Origin of the sequence: Rhodobacter viridis, from assembly GCF_003217355.1 — a bacterium.
Lineage (GTDB): Bacteria > Pseudomonadota > Alphaproteobacteria > Rhodobacterales > Rhodobacteraceae > Rhodobacter > Rhodobacter viridis.
This window is the reverse complement of record NZ_QJTK01000004.1, coordinates 189,373-207,284: the sequence shown is the minus strand read 5'-3', so window position 1 is coordinate 207,284 and position 17,912 is coordinate 189,373. Positions and strand designations below refer to the sequence as shown.

The following is a 17,912-nucleotide window of genomic DNA, read 5'->3' as shown; positions in this document are numbered from 1 at the left end:
TCATTAACCCTGTGAGCGCAGGATCGGTGCATGAGCATCATGGACCGATTCCCTCTTCCGGGGCAGACCCAGTTCTTCACGCTGCGCCTGGCGCGGGCGGGGGGCAGTCTGCTTGTGGATCACATCGAAGACCTGCGGGCCGCCTGGGCCGCGATGGTGGCGGATCATCCCACGGTCTGCGGCGCGATGGTGGTCTTGCCCGATCACCTGCATGCGGTGCTGACGCTGCCGCCGGGGCCGCGGGCGGTGTCGGCGCGCTGGTCGCAGGTCCGCCGCGATTTTGCACAGCGAGTCGCGCCCGAGGCCCCCGAGACGATCTGGCTGCCGGAAATCCTGATCCAACCGCTGCGCGACAGTGCCGAGGTGAACCGGGCGCTGGCCGCCTGCTGGGAGGCGCCGGTGCGTCTGGGATTGGCCAAGCATCCCGAAGACTGGCCCTATTCCTCGCTGCATCGCGACCTGCGGATCGCGGCCCGGCGGCGGGTGGGGGCGTAGGCCCCCTCCCCCTGTCTGCGCCTGGGTTTCGGGCGGAACAGGAAAGGCACTGCCTTTCCCCGCCCGCATCGGCACGGGGTCACAGGACCGTTTTCCCAAGCACGACAGAGGCCAGCGCCTGACCCGGCGGGCGAGAAGCGCCCGCCGCGGGCGGGGCGGGCGCTGGCCGAGTGCCTTTGGGCCCTCGGCGGTCACGAGGCATCTCTCCCAAGTGACCTCGGCGATGGCCTCGGTCAGGGCAACCGCAGGCGAAGCCCCCGCTTAGACGTTATCCCGCCAGCGGTTCACCATCGGATAGCGCCGATCGAGCCAGAACGCCCGCGTCGTCAGCCGGGGCCCCGGCGCGGATTGGAAGCGCTTCCATTCCGAGATGTAAAGCAGATGCTCGATCCGCTTCACCGTGGCGCGGTCAAACCCGGCCGCGACGATCTGATCGACCGACTGATCGCCCTCGACCAGCCGTTCCAGAATCGCATCCAGCACCTCATAGGGCGGCAGGCTGTCCTGATCCTTCTGGTTCTCGCGCAGCTCGGCACTCGGCGGCTTGTCGATGATCGCGACCGGAATGATCTCGCCCGCGGGCGCCTTCATCCACGGCCGATGCGTGGCATTGCGCCACCGACAGGTCTCGAATACCCGGGTTTTATAAAGGTCCTTCAGCGGGTTGTAGCCCCCCGCCATGTCGCCGTAGATGGTGCAGTAGCCCACCGCCACCTCGGACTTGTTGCCGGTGGTCAGAAGCATCGCGCCGAACTTGTTCGATATCGCCATCAGGATCACGCCGCGCAGACGCGACTGGATGTTCTCCTCGGTCACGTCGGGCGCGGTGCCCGCGAGCACATGGGCCAGAGCGCCCTCGACCGCCGCCCGCGGCCCTTCGATCTCGACCGTATCAAGCCGCGCCCCCACGCGGCGCGCCAGATCGGCGGCATCGTCAAGCGACCCCTGCGAGGTGTAGCGCGAGGGCAGCATCACGCAGTGCACGTTCTCGGCCCCCAAGGCATCGGCGGCAATGACCGCCACAAGCGCCGAGTCGATCCCGCCCGACAGCCCCAGCACCACCTTGGAAAACCCGGATTTGCGCAGGTAATCGTGCAAACCCAGCACCATCGCGCGGTAATCCTGCTCGATATCGCCCGGCTGCGCCACGATCTCGCCCGGCACCGCGCGCCAGCCCGCCGCGGTCTTTTCCAGATCGAGATGCACCACCGCTTCCTCGAAGGCGGGCAGCTGCACCGCCACCGTGCCATCGGGGTTCAGAACGAAGCTCGCGCCGTCGAACAGCTGATCATCCTGCCCGCCCACCATGTTCAGATAAACAAGCGGCAGGCCGGTTTCCGCCACCCGCGCCCGCGTCACCTCGAGCCGCAGATCGATCTTGGCGCGGCGATAGGGCGAGCCATTCGGCACCATCAGCACCTCGGCCCCCGCTTTGGCCAAGGCCCCAGACACGTCCGGGTGCCAGGCATCCTCGCAAACGGGCATGCCAAGCCGCACCGGACCAAGCTGCAGGGGATCGGAAACCGGTCCCTGATCAAAGAGCCGCATCTCGTCGAAAACATCGTCATGCGGCAGATGATGCTTCAGCGCGCGGGTGATCACCTGACCGTCCTTCAGCACCCACCAGGCATTGTAACTGCCGGTCTCATCGACAAGAGGCCCGCCGATGCCCAGCGCCGGACCATCGGTCACCTGCGCCGCCAAGGCCTGCATCGCCGCCATCGCATCGCGCAGGAAGGCCGGTTTCAGCACCAGATCCTGAGTCTGATAGCCGGTCAGGAACATCTCGGGCAGCGCCACCAGATCGGCCCCCGCCGCACGGCCAGCCTGCCAGGCGGCCAGCGCCTTTTCGGCATTGGCGGCCAGCGCCCCCACGGTCGGGTTCAGTTGCGCAAGGGTGATGCGAAAACTCTCGGTCATGCTGGATCCTGTCTGTTGTCCCTGATGTAACGCCAAGGGCGGGCGGGGAAAAGCACCCGGGCGCGAAAAGCCGTGAACCGCTCGGCGCTTGTCACGCATTTTGCGCGCCAGTAGGTTTGCCCCGTTCAGACAGTCCGAGTCAGGGGAAGCGCATGGGGCAGGCAGGCAGACGGAGACTGACACTGGCGGCGGCGCTGGTGCTGACCGGGGCAGCGGCGCAGGCGCAGGAGGTCGTCTCGAAGCAATACGAGGACGGCGGCATCTACGAGGGCACGTTCAAGGACGGCAAGCAGGACGGCACCGGCAAATATCGCCTGCCCTCGGGCTATGAATACGAGGGCGCGTGGAAAGCGGGTGAAATCGCCGGACAAGGCCGCGCCCGATTTCCCGACGGCTCGATCTACGAAGGCCATTTCGCCCGCGGCAAACCCGATGGCCGTGGCAAGATCACCTTTGCCGATGGCGGCACCTACGAGGGCGACTGGGTCGCGGGGCAGATCACCGGCAAGGGCGTCGCGCATTACGCGAACGGCACGCGCTATGAGGGCACCTTCACCAATGCGCTGCATGACGGCGCAGGTGTGCTGACCGGCGCCGATGGCTACCGCTACGAAGGCGGCTGGGTGCAGGGGATGAAACAGGGCACGGGCAAGATCACCTATCCCGATGGCGCCACCTATGACGGCAACATGGTCAAGGGCCAGCGCGAGGGCAAGGGCAAGCTCGTCCTGAAGACCGGCGTCACCTACGAGGGCGACTGGAAAGGCGGCCAGATGGAGGGTCAGGGCGTGCTGATCCAGCCCAATGGCGATCGCTACGAGGGCCAGATGGTGGCGGGCAAGCGGCAGGGCAAGGGCCATGTCGCCTATGCCAATGGCGATGTCTATGACGGCGATTTTTTCGCCGACAAGCCGCAGGGTCAGGGCCGCTTCCACGGCGCGGACGGCTACGACTATTCCGGCGGCTGGGTCGAGGGCCGGATCGAAGGCAAGGGCCGGGCGAAATTCCCCGATGGCTCGGTCTACGAGGGCGATTTCCGGAATGACATGCCCGAGGGTCTGGGCAAGATCACCTATCCCGACGGCGCCACCTATGACGGCGGCTGGCTGGCGGGCAGCATCGCCGGCCGCGGCGTGGCACGTTACGCCAACGGCCTTGTTTATGAAGGCGAATTTCTGGCCGCCCGGCAGCATGGCAAGGGCAAGATGACCTACCCCGACGGCTATGTCTACGAGGGCGACTGGGCCGACGGCACCCGTCAGGGCCAGGGCAAGGCCACCCATCCCGATGGCACCGTCTACGAGGGCGGCTTCGAGGCCGGGCAGCGCTCGGGTCAGGGCAAGCTCGTCATGCCCGACGGCTTCACCTACGAGGGCCAGTGGCGCGAGGGCGAGATCGACGGACCGGGCAAGGCCACCTATGCCAATGGCGATGTCTACGAGGGCAATTTCGTGCATGGGCGGCGCCAGGGCACGGGGGTGATGCGCTATGCCTCGGGCAAGGTGGCGGGCGGCACCTGGGCGGATGATCGGCTGGCGCAACCGGCCGAGCCGCTGCCCCCCGCGCCCACGCCCGCGCCCGCCCCTGTCGAGTGACCTGACCCTTCGGCAAGGCTGCGGCGCTTTCGCCCGGAAAATCTGTCGGAAGTGGTATCGCCGACGCGTTTGTGATCCTATGGTAAGAAATCGGTAGGGAAAGCTGCGGTATTCGTGAGTTAAGGGGACTCGGTCGGTGTGGCCTGTCCGCGCGGGGCAGCCCGGAACAATCGGGTCAGGTGGGTGCGTTGGCAAGTCAGCAGTCCGACATTGATGGCATCGACTGTCGCAAGGAAATCGACCGGCTGTTCGATCTCGAATACGGGCGTCATCTCGACGCCCTGTTCCGCTTCGGCATCATCTTCACCGTGGGCGTGGTGTTGCATTACTACATCGACACCACCCTGACGCTGTGGTGGATGGCTGCCCAGGTGCTGGGCCATGCGGTGCATTTCCTGTTCCTGCGCACCCGCGGCGAGACCTGCTCTCGGCGCGAGGTGATGATTGCCGGGGCGATGTTCTGGTACCTGGTCGCCGCCTTCATATGGCTGCCAGCGGAACTGATCACCTCGGCCGATCCGGCCTTGCGGGTCGGTGGCGCGGCGGGAATCGGGGCGATGCTGGTCTTCCTGATCTACCGATCGGACCGCGTGCTGACGATCATGCTGGGCGAAATCTTCGTGATCGGCTGCGCCATAGCCTGGGTCGTTTTCCGCACCATCCAGCAAGTCAATCACCCGGGCGCGATCATCGGCACGATGCTCGCCGCCGTCGGGCTGCATGTCTATTTCACGCTCACCATGCTCGCCCATCGCCGCGTCCGGATCGAGGCGGAACGCGCCGCCCTGCGCTCGGTTCAGGCGCAGAAGATGGAGGCGATCGGTCAGCTTGCGGGCGGGGTTGCCCATGATTTCAACAACATCCTGACCGCGGTGATCGGCAATCTCGATCTTTACGATGCGATGGACACTGATGCCGAACGGCTCAACGCGGTGACCGAAGCGAAGACGGCAGCGCTGCGCGCGGCGGAGCTGGTGAAGCAGCTTCTGGCCTATGCCCGGCGCACGCCGATGCAGATTGCCCGCCGCGATGTCAGCACCCTGCTCGAGCAACTGCAACTGCTGACACGGCGGCTTCTGCCCGCCTCGATCACCCAGGATTTCGAGGCGCCGAACACCCCGCTCTGGGTCGCGCTCGACGAAAACCAGTTCATCACGGCTCTGGTCAATCTGGTCGTCAACGCCCGCGACGCAATGCCGAATGGCGGCACGCTGACGGTTTCGGCGCGCCCCGTGCATCTGTTCACCGACGATGCGCAGCCCGATGGCACAGTGCTGAACGCGGGCGATTATGCCGAGGTGACGGTGGCCGATACCGGCACCGGCATCCCGCCCGAGATCATCCGGCGCGTCACCGAACCCTTCTTCACCACCAAGGCGGTGGGGCAAGGCTCGGGACTTGGCCTGAGCATGGTCGATGGCTTCGCGCGTCAATCCGGCGGGCTTCTGACCATCGACAGCTCGCCCGAGGGCACGGCGATGCATCTGCTGCTGCCGATCGCCCCGACCGAAGAAATCTGGAACGACACCGCGCAAGATGCGCAGCCCTCGGAAATGCCGCCGTCGCAGACACAGAACCGGCCGCAATCGGGCGCGTCCCGGACGGTACCGGGCCTGCGCACCTCGCAGGCCTGAGCCTGCGGCCCCCCGCCGCGCATTTTCGGGCTTTTCATTTCCCCGCGGCCCCGCCATAGTCCGCCGCATGGCACGGAACACCATCAGTTCGTTCGGCATGCGCGGGGCTTTCGCCCCCCTTCTCTCCGTGCGCGGTCTCCTTCTTCTTAGCAGCCTCTGAGCGTGCCCAAGGGCGCGACCGCTCGGAGGTATCAGCGCCCACCCCCCGAAGGACCAGGCGAGACGCTGGCATTCGGGAGCCCGCAACGCTAAGAAACCGACATCCCACAGTTCAGGCCCAGACCATGACCGACAAATCCCGCGTTCTGATTTTCGACACCACCCTGCGTGACGGCGAGCAATCGCCCGGCGCCACCATGACCCATGACGAGAAGCTGGAAATCGCCATGCTGCTCGACGAAATGGGCGTCGACATCATCGAAGCCGGCTTCCCGATCGCCTCGGAAGGCGATTTCGAAGCCGTTTCGGCGATTGCCAAAGCCTCGAAGAACTCGGTGATCGCCGGGCTTTCGCGCGCCAATTACAAGGACATCGACCGCTGCTGGGAGGCGGTGAAACACGCCGCCCGGCCGCGCATCCACACCTTCATCGGCACCTCGCCCCTGCACCGCGGCATCACCAACCTCGGCACCGAGGAGATGCTCGAGCGCATTCAGGACACCGTCGCCCATGCGCGCAACCTGTGCGAAGACGTGCAATGGTCGGCGATGGACGCGATCCGCACCGAGCGCGATTACCTCTGCCGCGTCGTCGAATGCGCGATCAAGGCGGGCGCGACCACGATCAACATCCCCGACACCGTGGGCTACACCCTGCCCTCGGAATCCTCGGACATCATCGCGATGCTTCTGGAAAAGGTGCCGGGCGCCGACGAGGTGATCTTCGCCACGCACTGCCACAACGACCTTGGCATGGCGACGGCGAACGCGCTGGCCGCGGTCTCGGCCGGTGCACGGCAGATCGAATGCACGATCAACGGTCTGGGCGAGCGCGCGGGCAACACCGCGCTTGAGGAAGTCGTGATGGCGATCAAGGTCCGCAAGGATCTGATGCCCTTCACCACCGCGATCGACACCACGAAGATCATGCATCTGAGCCGCCGCGTCGCGCAGGTCTCGGGTTTTCCGGTGCAGTTCAACAAGGCCGTCGTCGGCAAGAACGCCTTCCTGCATGAATCGGGCATCCATCAGGATGGCGTGCTGAAGAACGTCGAGACCTTCGAGATCATGCGCCCGGCCGATATCGGCCTGACCGAAACCAACATCGCGATGGGCAAGCACTCGGGCCGTGCCGCGCTGCGCACGAAGATGCGCGATCTGGGGTTCGAACTGGCCGACAACCAGCTCAACGACGTGTTCGTGCGCTTCAAGGCCTTGGCCGACCGCAAGAAGGAAGTCTATGACGACGACCTGATCGCGCTTCTGACCGACAGCACGGCAAACACCGATCACGACTTCCTGCAGGTGAAATGGCTGCGGGTGATCTGCGGCAGCGACGGGCAGGAAGCCGAGTTGAAGATGCTCGTCGATGGCGTTGAAAAGACGGCGAAATGCGCGGGCGATGGTCCGGTCGACGCCTGCTTCAAGGCGGTGCAGGCGATCTATCCGACCAAGGCCGAGCTGAAGATCTATCAGGTCCATGCCGTGACCGAGGGCACCGACGCGCAGGCGACCGTTTCGGTGCGCCTTGCCGAGGACGGCCGCATCGTCACCGGCTCGGCCGCCGATACCGACACCATCCTCGCCTCGGTCAAGGCCTATGTCGGCGCGCTGAACCGTCTGCGCGTGCGCAGCCAGAAGACCGCGCCGGATGCCGATGTGAAGTCGGTGAGCTACAAGCTCTGAGCTTTCGGGGCGCTCCCATCTGCATGGGGGCGCCTCTTTCGATGTCGCGAAGAGCGTATTTGCGCCAAGAAGAAGCGGCACCATGAGTTTTTCTGACGGATTCGTGAAATGTTCGATTTGTGCTATTCCAGGGGCTAAATCCTGACCTCAAACCGCTGAAAAATTGGATTATTGTTAGCGCTCTGCGGAATCTCGCACAGGGGTCCCGACCGGCTCGGGAATCGTCTTCCCCCGCACGGGGCCTTTGCCTATATGGGCTGAAACCGGGCTCGAAGCCGAGTCGCGGCAGCTTCATCATGGGAACGTGTATATGGGCGGGTTGGGCGGAATCTTCTCTTCCGACATGGCAATCGACCTCGGGACGGCGAACACGCTTGTCTATGTCAAGGGCAAGGGCATCGTTCTGAACGAGCCCTCGGTGGTGGCCTATCACGTCAAGGACGGCAAGAAGCAGGTTCTGGCGGTGGGCGAAGATGCCAAGCTGATGCTCGGCCGCACCCCCGGCTCGATCGAGGCGATCCGGCCGATGCGCGACGGTGTCATCGCCGATTTCGACAGCGCCGAGGAAATGATCAAGACCTTCATCCGCAAGGTCCACAAGCACTCGACCTTCTCGAAGCCGAAGATCCTCGTCTGCGTGCCGCATGGCGCGACGCCGGTGGAAAAGCGCGCGATCCGGCAGTCGGTGCTGTCGGCGGGCGCGCGCCGCGCGGGTCTGGTGGCAGAGCCGATCGCGGCCGCCATTGGCGCGGGGATGCCGATCACCGATCCCACGGGCAACATGGTCGTCGACATCGGCGGCGGCACCACCGAAGTTGCCGTGCTGTCGCTCGGCGACATCGTTTACGCGGGCTCGGTCCGCGTCGGCGGTGACCGCATGGACGAGGCGATCATCTCCTATCTGCGCCGCAACCTGAACCTGCTGATCGGCGAATCCACCGCCGAGCGGATCAAGACCACCATCGGCACCGCCCGCATGCCCGACGACGGGCGCGGCACCAGCCTGCTGGTGCGGGGGCGTGACCTTCTGAACGGCGTGCCGAAGGAAATGGAAATCAATCAGGCGCAGGTCGCCGAAGCGCTGGCCGAGCCGGTGCAGCAGATCTGCGATGCGGTGATGCAGGCGCTCGAGACCACCCCGCCGGATCTGGCGGCCGATATCGTCGACCGCGGCGTGATGCTGACCGGCGGCGGCGCGCTTCTGGGCGAGCTCGACCTGTCGCTCCGCGAACAGACCGGGCTGTCGATTTCCATCGCCGACCAGCCGCTCAACTGCGTGGCTCTGGGCACCGGCAAGGCGCTGGAATACGAAAAGCAACTGCGGCATGTGATCGACTACGACAGCTGAGGCCCCGCCCAGTTTCAGTCGTGACCGGAGGCTTGCGTGGCGAGAGACCGCGACGAGGACTATGCCGGACCGCTGCGCCGCATCCTGATTGCGGTGCTGGCGATCCTGCTCGCCCTTTCCTTTCTGTTCTGGCGTATCGACGGCCCTCGGGTCGAACGGATGCGCTCGGCCTTTGTCGACCGCTTCGTGCCGACCTTCGACTGGGCGATGGTGCCGGTGTCGAAGGCGCTCGGCATGGTCGAGGGCTTCCAGAGCTACGCCCGGATCTATGCACAAAATCAGGAGCTTCGCCGCGAACTTCAGCAGATGAAGGCGTGGAAGGAAGCGGCGGTGCAGCTGGAACAGCAAAACGCCAAGCTGCTGTCGCAAAACCAGGTGCGGCTGGATCCGAAGCTGACCTCGGTGTCGGGCGTCGTGCTGGCGGACAGCGGCTCGCCCTTCCGGCAATCGGTGCTGCTCAATGTCGGCTCGCGCGATGGCATCGTCGATGGCTGGGCGACGATGGACGGGCTCGGGCTTGTCGGGCGCATTTCGGGCGTCGGCAAGACGACGAGCCGGGTGGTGCTGTTGACCGATACCGCCTCGCGCGTGCCGGTGACGATCCAGCCTGCGGGGCAGCGCGCGCTGCTGGCGGGGGACAACTCCACCCTGCCGCCACTCGATTTTCTGGAAAACCCGGACCTCGTTCGGCCGGGCGACCGGGTCGTGACCTCGGGCGATGGCGGGGTGTTCCCGGCCGGACTTCTGGTCGGCCAGGTCGTGCAGGGGCAGGATCGCCGCCTGCGCGTGCTTCTGGCCGCCGACTACCAACGCCTTGATTTCCTGCGCGTGCTGCGCTCGCATCCGGCCGAGCAGATCACCGATGTCGGCCCGCTGGTGCCGCCGCCCGCGGTCGAGCCCCTGCCGCCCCCGGCGCCGGAGGGGGACGATGGTTGACCCGGTCACCTCGCGCCGCCTGATCCATGCGGCGCTTTACATCGGCCTCGTTCTGGTCGTCCTGTTCCTGCGGATGCTGCCGATCAACCCGGTCTCGGACGGGTTCCCGGGCCCCGATCTGACGCTGGCGCTGACGCTGGCCTGGGTGATGCGCCGCCCCGATTATCTGCCCGCGCCGCTGATCGTCGCCGCCTTCCTGCTGGAAGACTTCATGTATTGGCGCCCGATCGGGCTCTGGACGCTGATCGTGCTTGGCGGCACCGAATTCCTGCGTGCGCGCGAGGAAAGCTCGCGCGATCTGCCCTTCGTTCTCGAAGCCGTGCTGATCGGCACGGTGATGATCGGCATGCTGATCGCCAATCGCTTCATTCTGGGTCTGGTCATGGTCGAGCAGCCGCCGCTTGGGCGCGAACTTTTGCGGATGCTGGCAACCTTTGTCGCCTATCCTTTCGTCGTGGCCCTGTCGGCGCTCGCCTTCGGGCTGCGCCGGGCCGCGCCGGGCGAGGTCGACGACCTCGGGCGGCCGTTGTGAGCGGGAGGCTTTGAGATGCTGAAGGGGCTCAGACAGCGCAATCAGGCCAATGCTCAGGCCAGCCGCACCTCGATCACCCGCCGCACGCTGATGCTGGGCGGCGCACAGGTCGCGGTCGTCGCGGCGCTGGGGCTGCGGATGCGGCACATGCAACTGGAGCGCGCGGACGAATTCCGCATGCTGGCCGATGGCAACTCGATCAAGATCCGGCTGATCCCGCCCGCGCGCGGGCTGATCTATGACCGCAACGGCCTGCTTCTGGCGGGCAATGAACAGAATTACCGCGTGACAATGACGCGCGAAGATGCCGAGGACGTGCCGGGCGAACTGGCCGCGCTGCGCCGCCTGATCCCGATGACGGATGAGGAAGCGGCGGCCCTGCTGGAAGAAATCGACCGCCGTCCGGCCAATGCGCCGATCACCCTCGCCGATCGGCTGAGCTGGGAGCAATTCTGCTCGGTCTCGATCAACACCCCCGCCCTGCCCGGCATCTCGCCCGAGGTCGGCCTGTCGCGACACTATCCGCACGGCGCCGATTTCGCGCATGTGCTGGGCTATGTCGGGCCGGTGTCGGATTACGACCTCTCGAAACTCGAAAACCCCGATCCGCTGCTGCGCATTCCGCGCTTTCAGCTTGGCAAATCGGGGATCGAGGCGAAGCTGGAAGACGAGCTGCGCGGCAAGGCCGGGCAACGCCGGGTCGAGGTGAACTCGGCCGGGCGCGAGATGCGCGAACTCAGCCGACGCGAGGGCGATCCGGGCGTGGCGCTGCAGCTGACGCTGGATGCGCGGCTGCAGAATTTCGCCATGCAGCGACTGGCGGGCGAAAGCGCCGCGACCGTGGTGATGGACGTGACGAATGGCGACATCATGGCCATTGCCTCGGCGCCGTCCTTCGATCCGAACCTGTTCGTGCGCGGCATCTCGGGCGCGGATTACACCGCGCTGATGGAAAACGACCACCGGCCGCTGGCCGACAAGACGGTGCAGGGGGTCTATCCGCCCGGGTCGACCTTCAAACTGGTGACGCTGCTTGCCGCGCTCGAGGCGGGCGTCATCGGCCCCGAAGAGACGGTCTATTGCCCGGGTTATGTCACCGTCGGCGGGCGCCGCTTCAACTGCTGGAAGCACTCCGGCCACGGTCGGGTCAACTCGGTCTTCAGTCTCGAACAGAGCTGCGACAGCTATTATTACGAGGTGTCGCAGCGCGTCGGCATCGAGGCGATCGCGGCGATGGCGAAGCGGCTCGGCATCGGCGTCAAGCATGACCTGCCGATGTCGGCTGTGGCCGAGGGCAATGCGCCGACCAAGGACTGGAAGCTGAAGCGCTATGGCAAGGACTGGCTGATCGGCGACACGATCAACGCCTCGATCGGTCAGGGCTATGTGCTGGCCTCGCCGCTGCAACTGGCGGTGATGGCCTCGCGCGTGGCCTCGGGCCGGGCCATCGCGCCGCGGCTGGTGCGTGCGCGCGACGGGGTCGAGGTGCCTGCACCCGAGGCCTCTGCCCTCGACATCGATCCGCGGCATCTGGCCGTGGCGCGGCGCGGCATGTGGGCGGTGGTGAACGGCTCGCATGGCACGGCGGGCGGCTCGAAAGTCGTGGCCGAGGAATGGCTGATGGCGGGCAAGACCGGCACCTCGCAGGTGCGCTCGGCCGTCGTCAACAACAAGGCGGTGCCGTGGATTCAGCGCGACCATGCGCTTTTCATCTGCTTTGCCCCCTTCGATGCGCCGAAATATGCGGTCGCGCTGATCGTCGAACATGGCGGCGGCGGTTCGGCCGCCGCGGCGCCGATCGCGCGCGACATTCTGCTCTTTGCGCTGGCGGGCGGGCTGCCGCCGCTCTCGGCCTATCCATCGGCGCAGCGCGAGACGATAAAGACCCGCTTCGAGGCGCTGGATCTGATCGATCCGGCCCAATTCGCGGCGCCGACCCGCGGCCGGGCATAAGGGGGGGGCGATGAGCTATCTCGAGAACAACCTCAAGACCATCCCGACCGGGCCGACGAAGATCCTGTTCCTGAACTGGCCGCTGATCTTTCTGCTGACCGCGGTGGCGGGCGCCGGGTTCCTGATGCTCTACTCGGTGGCGGGGGGCAATCTGGAGACCTGGGCCGAGCCGCAGATGAAACGCTTCGGCGTCGGCATCGTCGCGATGATCGCGGTCGGCATGACGCCGATCTGGTTCTGGCGCAACGTCTCGGGGGTGATCTACACGGTGGCGCTGCTGCTGCTGCTTGCCGTCGAGTTCTTCGGCGATATCGGCATGGGCGCGCAGCGCTGGCTCGATCTCGGGCCGGTGCGGTTGCAACCCTCTGAAATCATGAAGATCGGGCTGGTGATGCTGCTCGCCGCCTATTACGACTGGCTGCCCACCGAAAAGGTCTCGAGCCCGATCTGGGTTCTGGTCCCGGTGACGCTGATCCTGATGCCGACCTTTCTGGTGCTGACGCAGCCCGATCTTGGCACGGCGGTGATGCTGACGCTCGGCGGTGGCTTCGTGATGTTCGCGGCGGGCGTCAGCCTTTGGTATTTCGGCACCGTCATCGCGCTCATCGTGGGGCTGGTGGCGACGGTGCTCGAAAGCCGCGGCACCTCCTGGCAACTCTTGCACGACTATCAGTTCAAGCGCATCGACACCTTCCTCGACCCCGCGGCCGATCCGCTGGGCGCGGGCTACAACATCATGCAGGCGCAGATCGCGCTTGGCTCGGGCGGCTGGTCGGGGCGCGGCTTCATGCAGGGCACGCAGAGCCACCTGAACTTCCTGCCCGAGAAACACACCGACTTCATCTTCACCACGCTGGCCGAGGAATTCGGCTTCATCGGCGCCTTTGGCCTGCTGACACTTTACGCGGGCATCATCGCCTTCGCGACCTATACGGCGCTGTCGACCAAGGACCGCTATGCCTCGCTCGTCTCGCTGGGCGTCGCGGGCACGTTCTTCTTTTTCTTCGCCATCAACATGGGCATGGTGATGGGGCTGATGCCGGTCGTCGGCGTGCCGCTGCCGATGGTAAGCTATGGCGGCACGGCGATGATGATCCTTCTCGCCGCCTTCGGCCTTGTCCAGAGCGCCCATGTCCACCGACCGAGGTAACCGATGCTGACCGTCCTTTTCGCCGACCGGATCGAGAACTGGCCCGCCTACGAGCCCGCGCTGACCACCGCGCTGGCCGAGGCCGGGATCGACGCAAAGCTGGTGCTGCCGCCTGCCGATCCGGCGACGGTCGATTACATCGTCTACAGCCCGCGCGGCCCGGTGCAGGATTTCACCGCCTACACGCGAGCCAAGGCGGTGCTGAACCTCTGGGCCGGGGTCGAGCGCGTGGTGGGCAACCCGACACTGACGCAGCCTCTCTGTCGGATGGTCGACGAGGGGCTCGAGCGCGGCATGGTCGAATGGGTCACGGGCCATGCCCTGCGCGCCCATCTCAACATCGATTTTTTCCTGTCGCATCAGGATGGTGTCTGGCGGCAGGAGGGCAACGTGCCGCCCCTTGCGCGCGATCGCTCGGTGGTGGTTCTGGGACTTGGCGCGCTGGGGGGCGCCTGTGCGCAAACGCTGGCCGGGCTTGGCTTTCAGGTCACCGGCTGGAGCCGGACACAAAAGACGCTGCCCGGTGTCACCTGCCTGTCGGGCGCCGAGGGGTTGCGCGCGGCGCTCTCGCGGGCCGAAATCCTTGTCACCGTGCTGCCGAACACGCCCGAAACGACCGATCTGCTGAACACCGAAACGCTGGCGCTTTTGCCGAAAGGCGCGGTGATCCTGAACCCCGGGCGCGGCAATCTGATCGACGACGACGCGCTTCTGGCCGCGCTCGATGCGGGGCAGATCGGCCATGCGACGCTCGATGTCTTCCGCGTCGAACCGCTGCCGCCCGAGCACCCCTATTGGGCGCATCCGAAGGTCACCGTCACCCCGCATATCGCTGCGGAAACCCGCCCCGCCTCGGCCGCGCGGGTGATCGCCGAAAACATCCGCCGGTTCGAGGCGGGCGAGGTGCCGCTGCATCTGGTGGATCGCAGCCGCGGGTATTGAGGCCGCGGCTCAGAGGAGAGGCTTCGCGACCCCAAGCTGTTCGCAAAGCACCGCGAAAGGTGCTTCAAGGCCCGCCCAATCCGCAGAACGCGCGGCAAACAGCGTCGCCTGCGACTGGTGGATCATGCCGTCCGACAGGATCTTCAGGTGGTTCGCCCGCAGCGTTTCCCCCGACGAGGTGATGTCGGCCACAGCCTCGGCGGTCAGGTTCTTCACCGTGCCCTCGGTCGCACCCTGACTGTCAACCGACTGCCAGTCGGCCACACCCTCGCGTGCCAGAAACTCGCGCAGCAGACGATGGTATTTCGTTGCGATCCGCATCCGGTGCCCATGCGCGGCGCGGAAGGCATGCGCCGCCGCATCGAGGTCCTCGAGCGTGTCGACATCGCTCCAGCAGGCAGGCACGGCGATGATCAGATCGGCATGGCCAAAGCCCATCGGCGCCAGATCGGCCACCTGCGTCTGCCAATCGGCCAGCTTCTCGCGGACCAGATCCGAGCCGGTGACCCCCAGATGGATCCGCCCCGCAGCCAGCTCGCGCGGGATTTCGCCCGCCGAAAGCAGAACCAGTTCAACGGCTTCCGCGCCTTCGACCGCGCCCGCATATTCGCGGTCCGAGCCGGTGCGTTTGAGCGTCAGGCCGCGCGCCGCGAACCAGTCGAAGCACTGCTCCATCAGCCGCCCCTTCGAGGGCACACCGAGTTTGATCGCGCTCATGCCAGCCCCCCCAGATCGGCGACAAGACCCGGACGGATCACGCCGCCCACCGCCGGAATTTCGCGCCCGCCGCCCAGAACCCGGGTCAGCGCGTCGTAGCGCCCGCCCGAGGCGATCGGCGGAAAGCCCGGATCGGCGGTCTCGAAGCTGAAGACGAAGCCGTCGTAATATTCCATCGTGGCGCGGCCGTGGCTGGCCTCGAAGGCGAGCGCCGTCAGGTCGATGCCGCGGGCGTCCAGCGCCGCGAGCCGCCGTTCGAGCCGCGCAATCGCCGGGGCCAGCGCCGCGATGCCAAGGTCGCTCAACTGCGCAGGCGCCCGGTCGGCCGTGCAACGCAGCGCAAAAAGTGCATCGAGCCGGGCCACATCCTCGGCCGCGATCGGCGCGGTCGCGGCATCGGCTTGCAGCACCGCGATGCGGGCGGTCATTTCTTCGGGCGTGCGCAGACCGATCCAAGGGGCGTCAGAACGCGCCCCCGCCAGAAGCGCCGCACGGCTTTCCGGCATCGGCGAAAGCCCCGCATAGCGTTCCATCAGCCGATGAAAGCGTTTGGGGCGCCAGATGTGACGGGCGAGCGCCGCCTTGCGCGCGGGCAACGTATCCAGCCCTTCGACCGCGGCGCGCAGCAGACCGATATCGCCGATGGTCGCGGAAAGAGCGAGCGGTTTCAGAAGCTTGGCGAAAAGCGCAAAGACTTCGGCATCGGCCGCCTCGGGGTCTTCGCGATCAAAGACCTCGTAACCGGCCTGAAAATATTCGGCCACCCGGGCCGCGCCGCGATGATCCTGCTTGCGGAAGACCTCGCCCATATAGGCGTAGCGGGCGGGTTCCGCCCCCTCGGCCATATGCGCCTGCACGACGGGCACGGTGAAGTCGGGGCGCAGCATCATTTCACCGCGCAAGGGGTCGGCGGTGACATAGGCGCGGGCGCGGATATCCTCGCCGTAAAGGTCCAGAAGCGCTTCGGCCGGTTGCAGGATGTCTGGAGTGACTTCCACCGCCCCTGCAGCTTCAAAGGCGGCCAGAAGCCGTTGCCCGATGGATCGCGCTTCGGCCTTGGACGCCATCACTTCACCCCGTAGCGCGCAAGAACCTCTTGCACTTTTGCAACCATATCACCCGTCGAAACCTCGAACTGCGCCGGTTGCGCTTTCCATTCTTCAACACTGGCGGAGGCGGCGATCTTCGCCCCCAGGACCAGGTCCTTGATCTGCACGACACCGCGGGCAGCCTCGTCGGCGCCCTGAATGATCGCCACCGGGCTTTCGCGCTTGTCGGCATATTTGAGCTGGTTGCCGAAGTTTTTCGGGTTGCCCAGATAAACCTCGGCGCGGATCCCCGCCCGGCGCAGCGTCGCGGCCATGGCGAGATACTCGCCCATCCGGTCGCGATCCATCACGGTGACGACGACCGGGCCTTGTGCCGTGCCGCCGATCCGGCCCTTGGCCCGCAGCGCCGCGAGCAGCCGATCCACCCCGATCGAAACGCCGGTCGCGGGCACTTCCTGCCCGGTGAAACGTTTCACCAGATCGTCGTAACGGCCGCCCCCGGCGACCGAGCCAAAGGACCGCTTGCGGCCCTTTTCATCCAGGATTTCAAAGGTCAGTTCGGCTTCGAACACCGGCCCGGTGTAATAGCCAAGCCCGCGCACGACCGAGGGGTCGATCACGATCCGGTCCGGGCCGTAGCCTTGTCCGTCAAGGATTTGCGCAATGAATTCAAGTTCATCGACCCCCGCGGCACCGAGCGCCGAGCCCGACACCAGCTCGCGCAGACGCGCGGCGGTGGCAGCCCCCGTCTCGCGTTTCGCGTCCATGAAGCCCATCACCACATCGGCCTGAGCATCCGACAACCCAGCGCCCTTGGTGAAGTCGCCCGACTCGTCGAGCCGCCCCTTGCCCATCAGCGCGCGCACGCCCGCCTCGCCGAACTTGTCGAACTTGTCGATCGCCCGCAGCACGATGCCGCGTTCCTCGGCAAAGCGATCGGGGTCGGAGGGGTCGAGCACGCCCGCCACTTCCATCACACCATTCAGCACCTTGCGGTTGTTCACCCGCACGATGTAATCGCCGCGATCGATGCCCACCGCCTCGAGCGCGTCGGAAAGCATGCCGCAGATCTCGGCGTCAGCGGCGACCGAGGCCGCGCCCACCGTATCAGCATCGCATTGATAGAATTGACGAAACCGCCCCGGACCGGGCTTTTCGTTGCGCCAGACCGGCCCCATCGTATAGCGCCGATAGGGCGAGGGCAGGTCGTTGCGGAACTGCGCCGCGACCCGGGCCAAGGGCGCCGTCATATCATAGCGCAGCGCCAGCCAATCGCCGCCTTCGTCCTGCCAGGCGAACACGCCCTCGTTCGGGCGGTCGACATCGGGCAGGAACTTGCCCAGCGCCTCGACCGTTTCGACGGCCGAGGTTTCCAGCGGGTCAAACCCATGCGCGCGATAAACCTCGGCGATCTTGCCGAGCATCGCGGCCCTCTCGGTCACCTCGGCGCCGAAATAGTCGCGGAACCCCTTGGGCGTCTCGGCCTTCGGACGGCGCGGTTTCTTCTCGCTGGACATGGTCTTGCACCCGATCGTTTCTCGGGCGAGGGTGTAGCGGATGGGGGCCATCGCGGCAAGCACGAGAGGGCAAATGAGCGACAGGATCGAGCGCGCCGAGGAAGAACTGGCGCATCTGCGCAAGACCGTGGACGAACTCAGCGACGTTCTGGCGGCGCAGGGCCGCGATATCGAGCGGATGTCGCGGCTTTTGGGCCTGCTGGTGGAGCGCGAGGCCGAGCGCGAATTTGCCGCAGGCGGAGCTATCCCCCTTGCGGATCAGAAGCCGCCGCATTGGTGA

15 protein-coding genes are annotated in these 17,912 nt (G+C 66.1%); 11 read left to right on the top strand and 4 right to left on the bottom strand.

Annotated elements, in window-relative coordinates; genetic code table 11:
• Positions 1-30 precede the first annotated feature (30 nt).
• Complete coding sequence (locus tag C8J30_RS08075; RefSeq protein WP_110805335.1) at positions 31-495, top strand: REP-associated tyrosine transposase; 465 nt, start codon at positions 31-33, stop codon at positions 493-495.
• A 261-nt stretch (positions 496-756) separates the two neighbouring features.
• On the opposite strand, the gene C8J30_RS08070 is transcribed toward C8J30_RS08075, so the two are convergent.
• Complete coding sequence (locus tag C8J30_RS08070) at positions 757-2,415, bottom strand: NAD+ synthase (RefSeq protein ID WP_110805334.1); 1,659 nt, start codon at positions 2,413-2,415, stop codon at positions 757-759.
• Between the two features lie 152 nt (positions 2,416-2,567).
• On the opposite strand from C8J30_RS08070, the gene C8J30_RS08065 reads away from it, so the two are divergent.
• The 9 genes from C8J30_RS08065 to C8J30_RS08025 all read left to right on the top strand — a co-directional run bounded on the left by C8J30_RS08065 (position 2,568) and on the right by C8J30_RS08025 (position 14,349).
• Complete coding sequence (locus tag C8J30_RS08065; RefSeq protein ID WP_110805333.1) at positions 2,568-4,010, top strand: MORN repeat-containing protein; 1,443 nt, start codon at positions 2,568-2,570, stop codon at positions 4,008-4,010.
• A 188-nt stretch (positions 4,011-4,198) separates the two neighbouring features.
• Positions 4,199-5,644, top strand: coding sequence for a sensor histidine kinase (locus C8J30_RS08060; protein WP_110805332.1), 1,446 nt, complete (start codon positions 4,199-4,201; stop codon positions 5,642-5,644).
• Between the two features lie 284 nt (positions 5,645-5,928).
• Positions 5,929-7,488, top strand: a complete 1,560-nt coding sequence (locus tag C8J30_RS08055; RefSeq protein ID WP_110805331.1) for a 2-isopropylmalate synthase — start codon at positions 5,929-5,931, stop codon at positions 7,486-7,488.
• Between the two features lie 310 nt (positions 7,489-7,798).
• Positions 7,799-8,836, top strand: coding sequence for a rod shape-determining protein (locus C8J30_RS08050; RefSeq protein WP_110805330.1), 1,038 nt, complete (start codon positions 7,799-7,801; stop codon positions 8,834-8,836).
• 36 nt (positions 8,837-8,872) lie between these two features.
• Positions 8,873-9,772, top strand: a complete 900-nt coding sequence (gene mreC, locus C8J30_RS08045; RefSeq protein WP_110805329.1) for a rod shape-determining protein MreC — start codon at positions 8,873-8,875, stop codon at positions 9,770-9,772.
• Entirely contained in the window at positions 9,765-10,304 is a 540-nt protein-coding gene (locus C8J30_RS08040) for a rod shape-determining protein MreD (RefSeq protein ID WP_110805328.1), read from the top strand. The genes mreC and C8J30_RS08040 overlap by 8 nt, the downstream gene beginning before the upstream one ends.
• Before the next feature lie 15 nt (positions 10,305-10,319).
• A complete protein-coding gene (gene mrdA / locus C8J30_RS08035) occupies positions 10,320-12,257 on the top strand; it encodes a penicillin-binding protein 2 (RefSeq protein ID WP_110805327.1) in 1,938 nt (645 codons plus the stop codon).
• A 10-nt stretch (positions 12,258-12,267) separates the two neighbouring features.
• Positions 12,268-13,407 carry a rod shape-determining protein RodA gene (gene rodA, locus C8J30_RS08030; protein ID WP_110805326.1) on the top strand — a complete coding sequence of 380 codons (1,140 nt, stop codon included), beginning with the start codon at positions 12,268-12,270 and terminating at the stop codon, positions 13,405-13,407.
• Between the two features lie 3 nt (positions 13,408-13,410).
• Positions 13,411-14,349 (top strand): 2-hydroxyacid dehydrogenase, encoded by a 939-nt coding sequence (locus tag C8J30_RS08025; protein ID WP_110805325.1) that lies wholly within the window; start codon positions 13,411-13,413, stop codon positions 14,347-14,349.
• Positions 14,350-14,358: 9 nt separating this feature from the next.
• On the opposite strand, the gene hisG is transcribed toward C8J30_RS08025, so the two are convergent.
• From hisG to hisS, 3 genes are read right to left on the bottom strand one after another with little or no spacing between them, the layout of a single operon-like run.
• Positions 14,359-15,066: an ATP phosphoribosyltransferase gene (gene hisG, locus C8J30_RS08020; RefSeq protein WP_110805324.1), complete on the bottom strand. Its 708-nt coding sequence runs from the start codon at positions 15,064-15,066 to the stop codon at positions 14,359-14,361.
• Positions 15,063-16,133: an ATP phosphoribosyltransferase regulatory subunit gene (locus C8J30_RS08015; protein WP_110805323.1), complete on the bottom strand. Its 1,071-nt coding sequence runs from the start codon at positions 16,131-16,133 to the stop codon at positions 15,063-15,065. The genes hisG and C8J30_RS08015 overlap by 4 nt, the downstream gene beginning before the upstream one ends.
• Entirely contained in the window at positions 16,133-17,632 is a 1,500-nt protein-coding gene (gene hisS / locus C8J30_RS08010; protein WP_110805378.1) for a histidine--tRNA ligase, read from the bottom strand. The genes C8J30_RS08015 and hisS overlap by 1 nt, the downstream gene beginning before the upstream one ends.
• 73 nt (positions 17,633-17,705) lie before the next feature.
• On the opposite strand from hisS, the gene C8J30_RS08005 reads away from it, so the two are divergent.
• Positions 17,706-17,912 (top strand): SlyX family protein, encoded by a 207-nt coding sequence (locus C8J30_RS08005; RefSeq protein ID WP_110805322.1) that lies wholly within the window; start codon positions 17,706-17,708, stop codon positions 17,910-17,912.

Coding starts and splice junctions, on each gene's coding strand:
- C8J30_RS08025 (WP_110805325.1), top strand. CDS start 13,411: ATGCTGACCGTCCTTTTCGCCGACCGGATCGAGAACTGGCCCGCCTAC.
- mrdA (WP_110805327.1), top strand. CDS start 10,320: ATGCTGAAGGGGCTCAGACAGCGCAATCAGGCCAATGCTCAGGCCAGC.
- C8J30_RS08065 (WP_110805333.1), top strand. CDS start 2,568: ATGGGGCAGGCAGGCAGACGGAGACTGACACTGGCGGCGGCGCTGGTG.
- C8J30_RS08050 (WP_110805330.1), top strand. CDS start 7,799: ATGGGCGGGTTGGGCGGAATCTTCTCTTCCGACATGGCAATCGACCTC.
- C8J30_RS08015 (WP_110805323.1), bottom strand. CDS start 16,133: ATGGCGTCCAAGGCCGAAGCGCGATCCATCGGGCAACGGCTTCTGGCC.
- C8J30_RS08040 (WP_110805328.1), top strand. CDS start 9,765: ATGGTTGACCCGGTCACCTCGCGCCGCCTGATCCATGCGGCGCTTTAC.
- C8J30_RS08070 (WP_110805334.1), bottom strand. CDS start 2,415: ATGACCGAGAGTTTTCGCATCACCCTTGCGCAACTGAACCCGACCGTG.
- C8J30_RS08055 (WP_110805331.1), top strand. CDS start 5,929: ATGACCGACAAATCCCGCGTTCTGATTTTCGACACCACCCTGCGTGAC.
- C8J30_RS08075 (WP_110805335.1), top strand. CDS start 31: ATGAGCATCATGGACCGATTCCCTCTTCCGGGGCAGACCCAGTTCTTC.
- C8J30_RS08005 (WP_110805322.1), top strand. CDS start 17,706: ATGAGCGACAGGATCGAGCGCGCCGAGGAAGAACTGGCGCATCTGCGC.
- hisG (WP_110805324.1), bottom strand. CDS start 15,066: ATGAGCGCGATCAAACTCGGTGTGCCCTCGAAGGGGCGGCTGATGGAG.
- hisS (WP_110805378.1), bottom strand. CDS start 17,632: ATGTCCAGCGAGAAGAAACCGCGCCGTCCGAAGGCCGAGACGCCCAAG.
- rodA (WP_110805326.1), top strand. CDS start 12,268: ATGAGCTATCTCGAGAACAACCTCAAGACCATCCCGACCGGGCCGACG.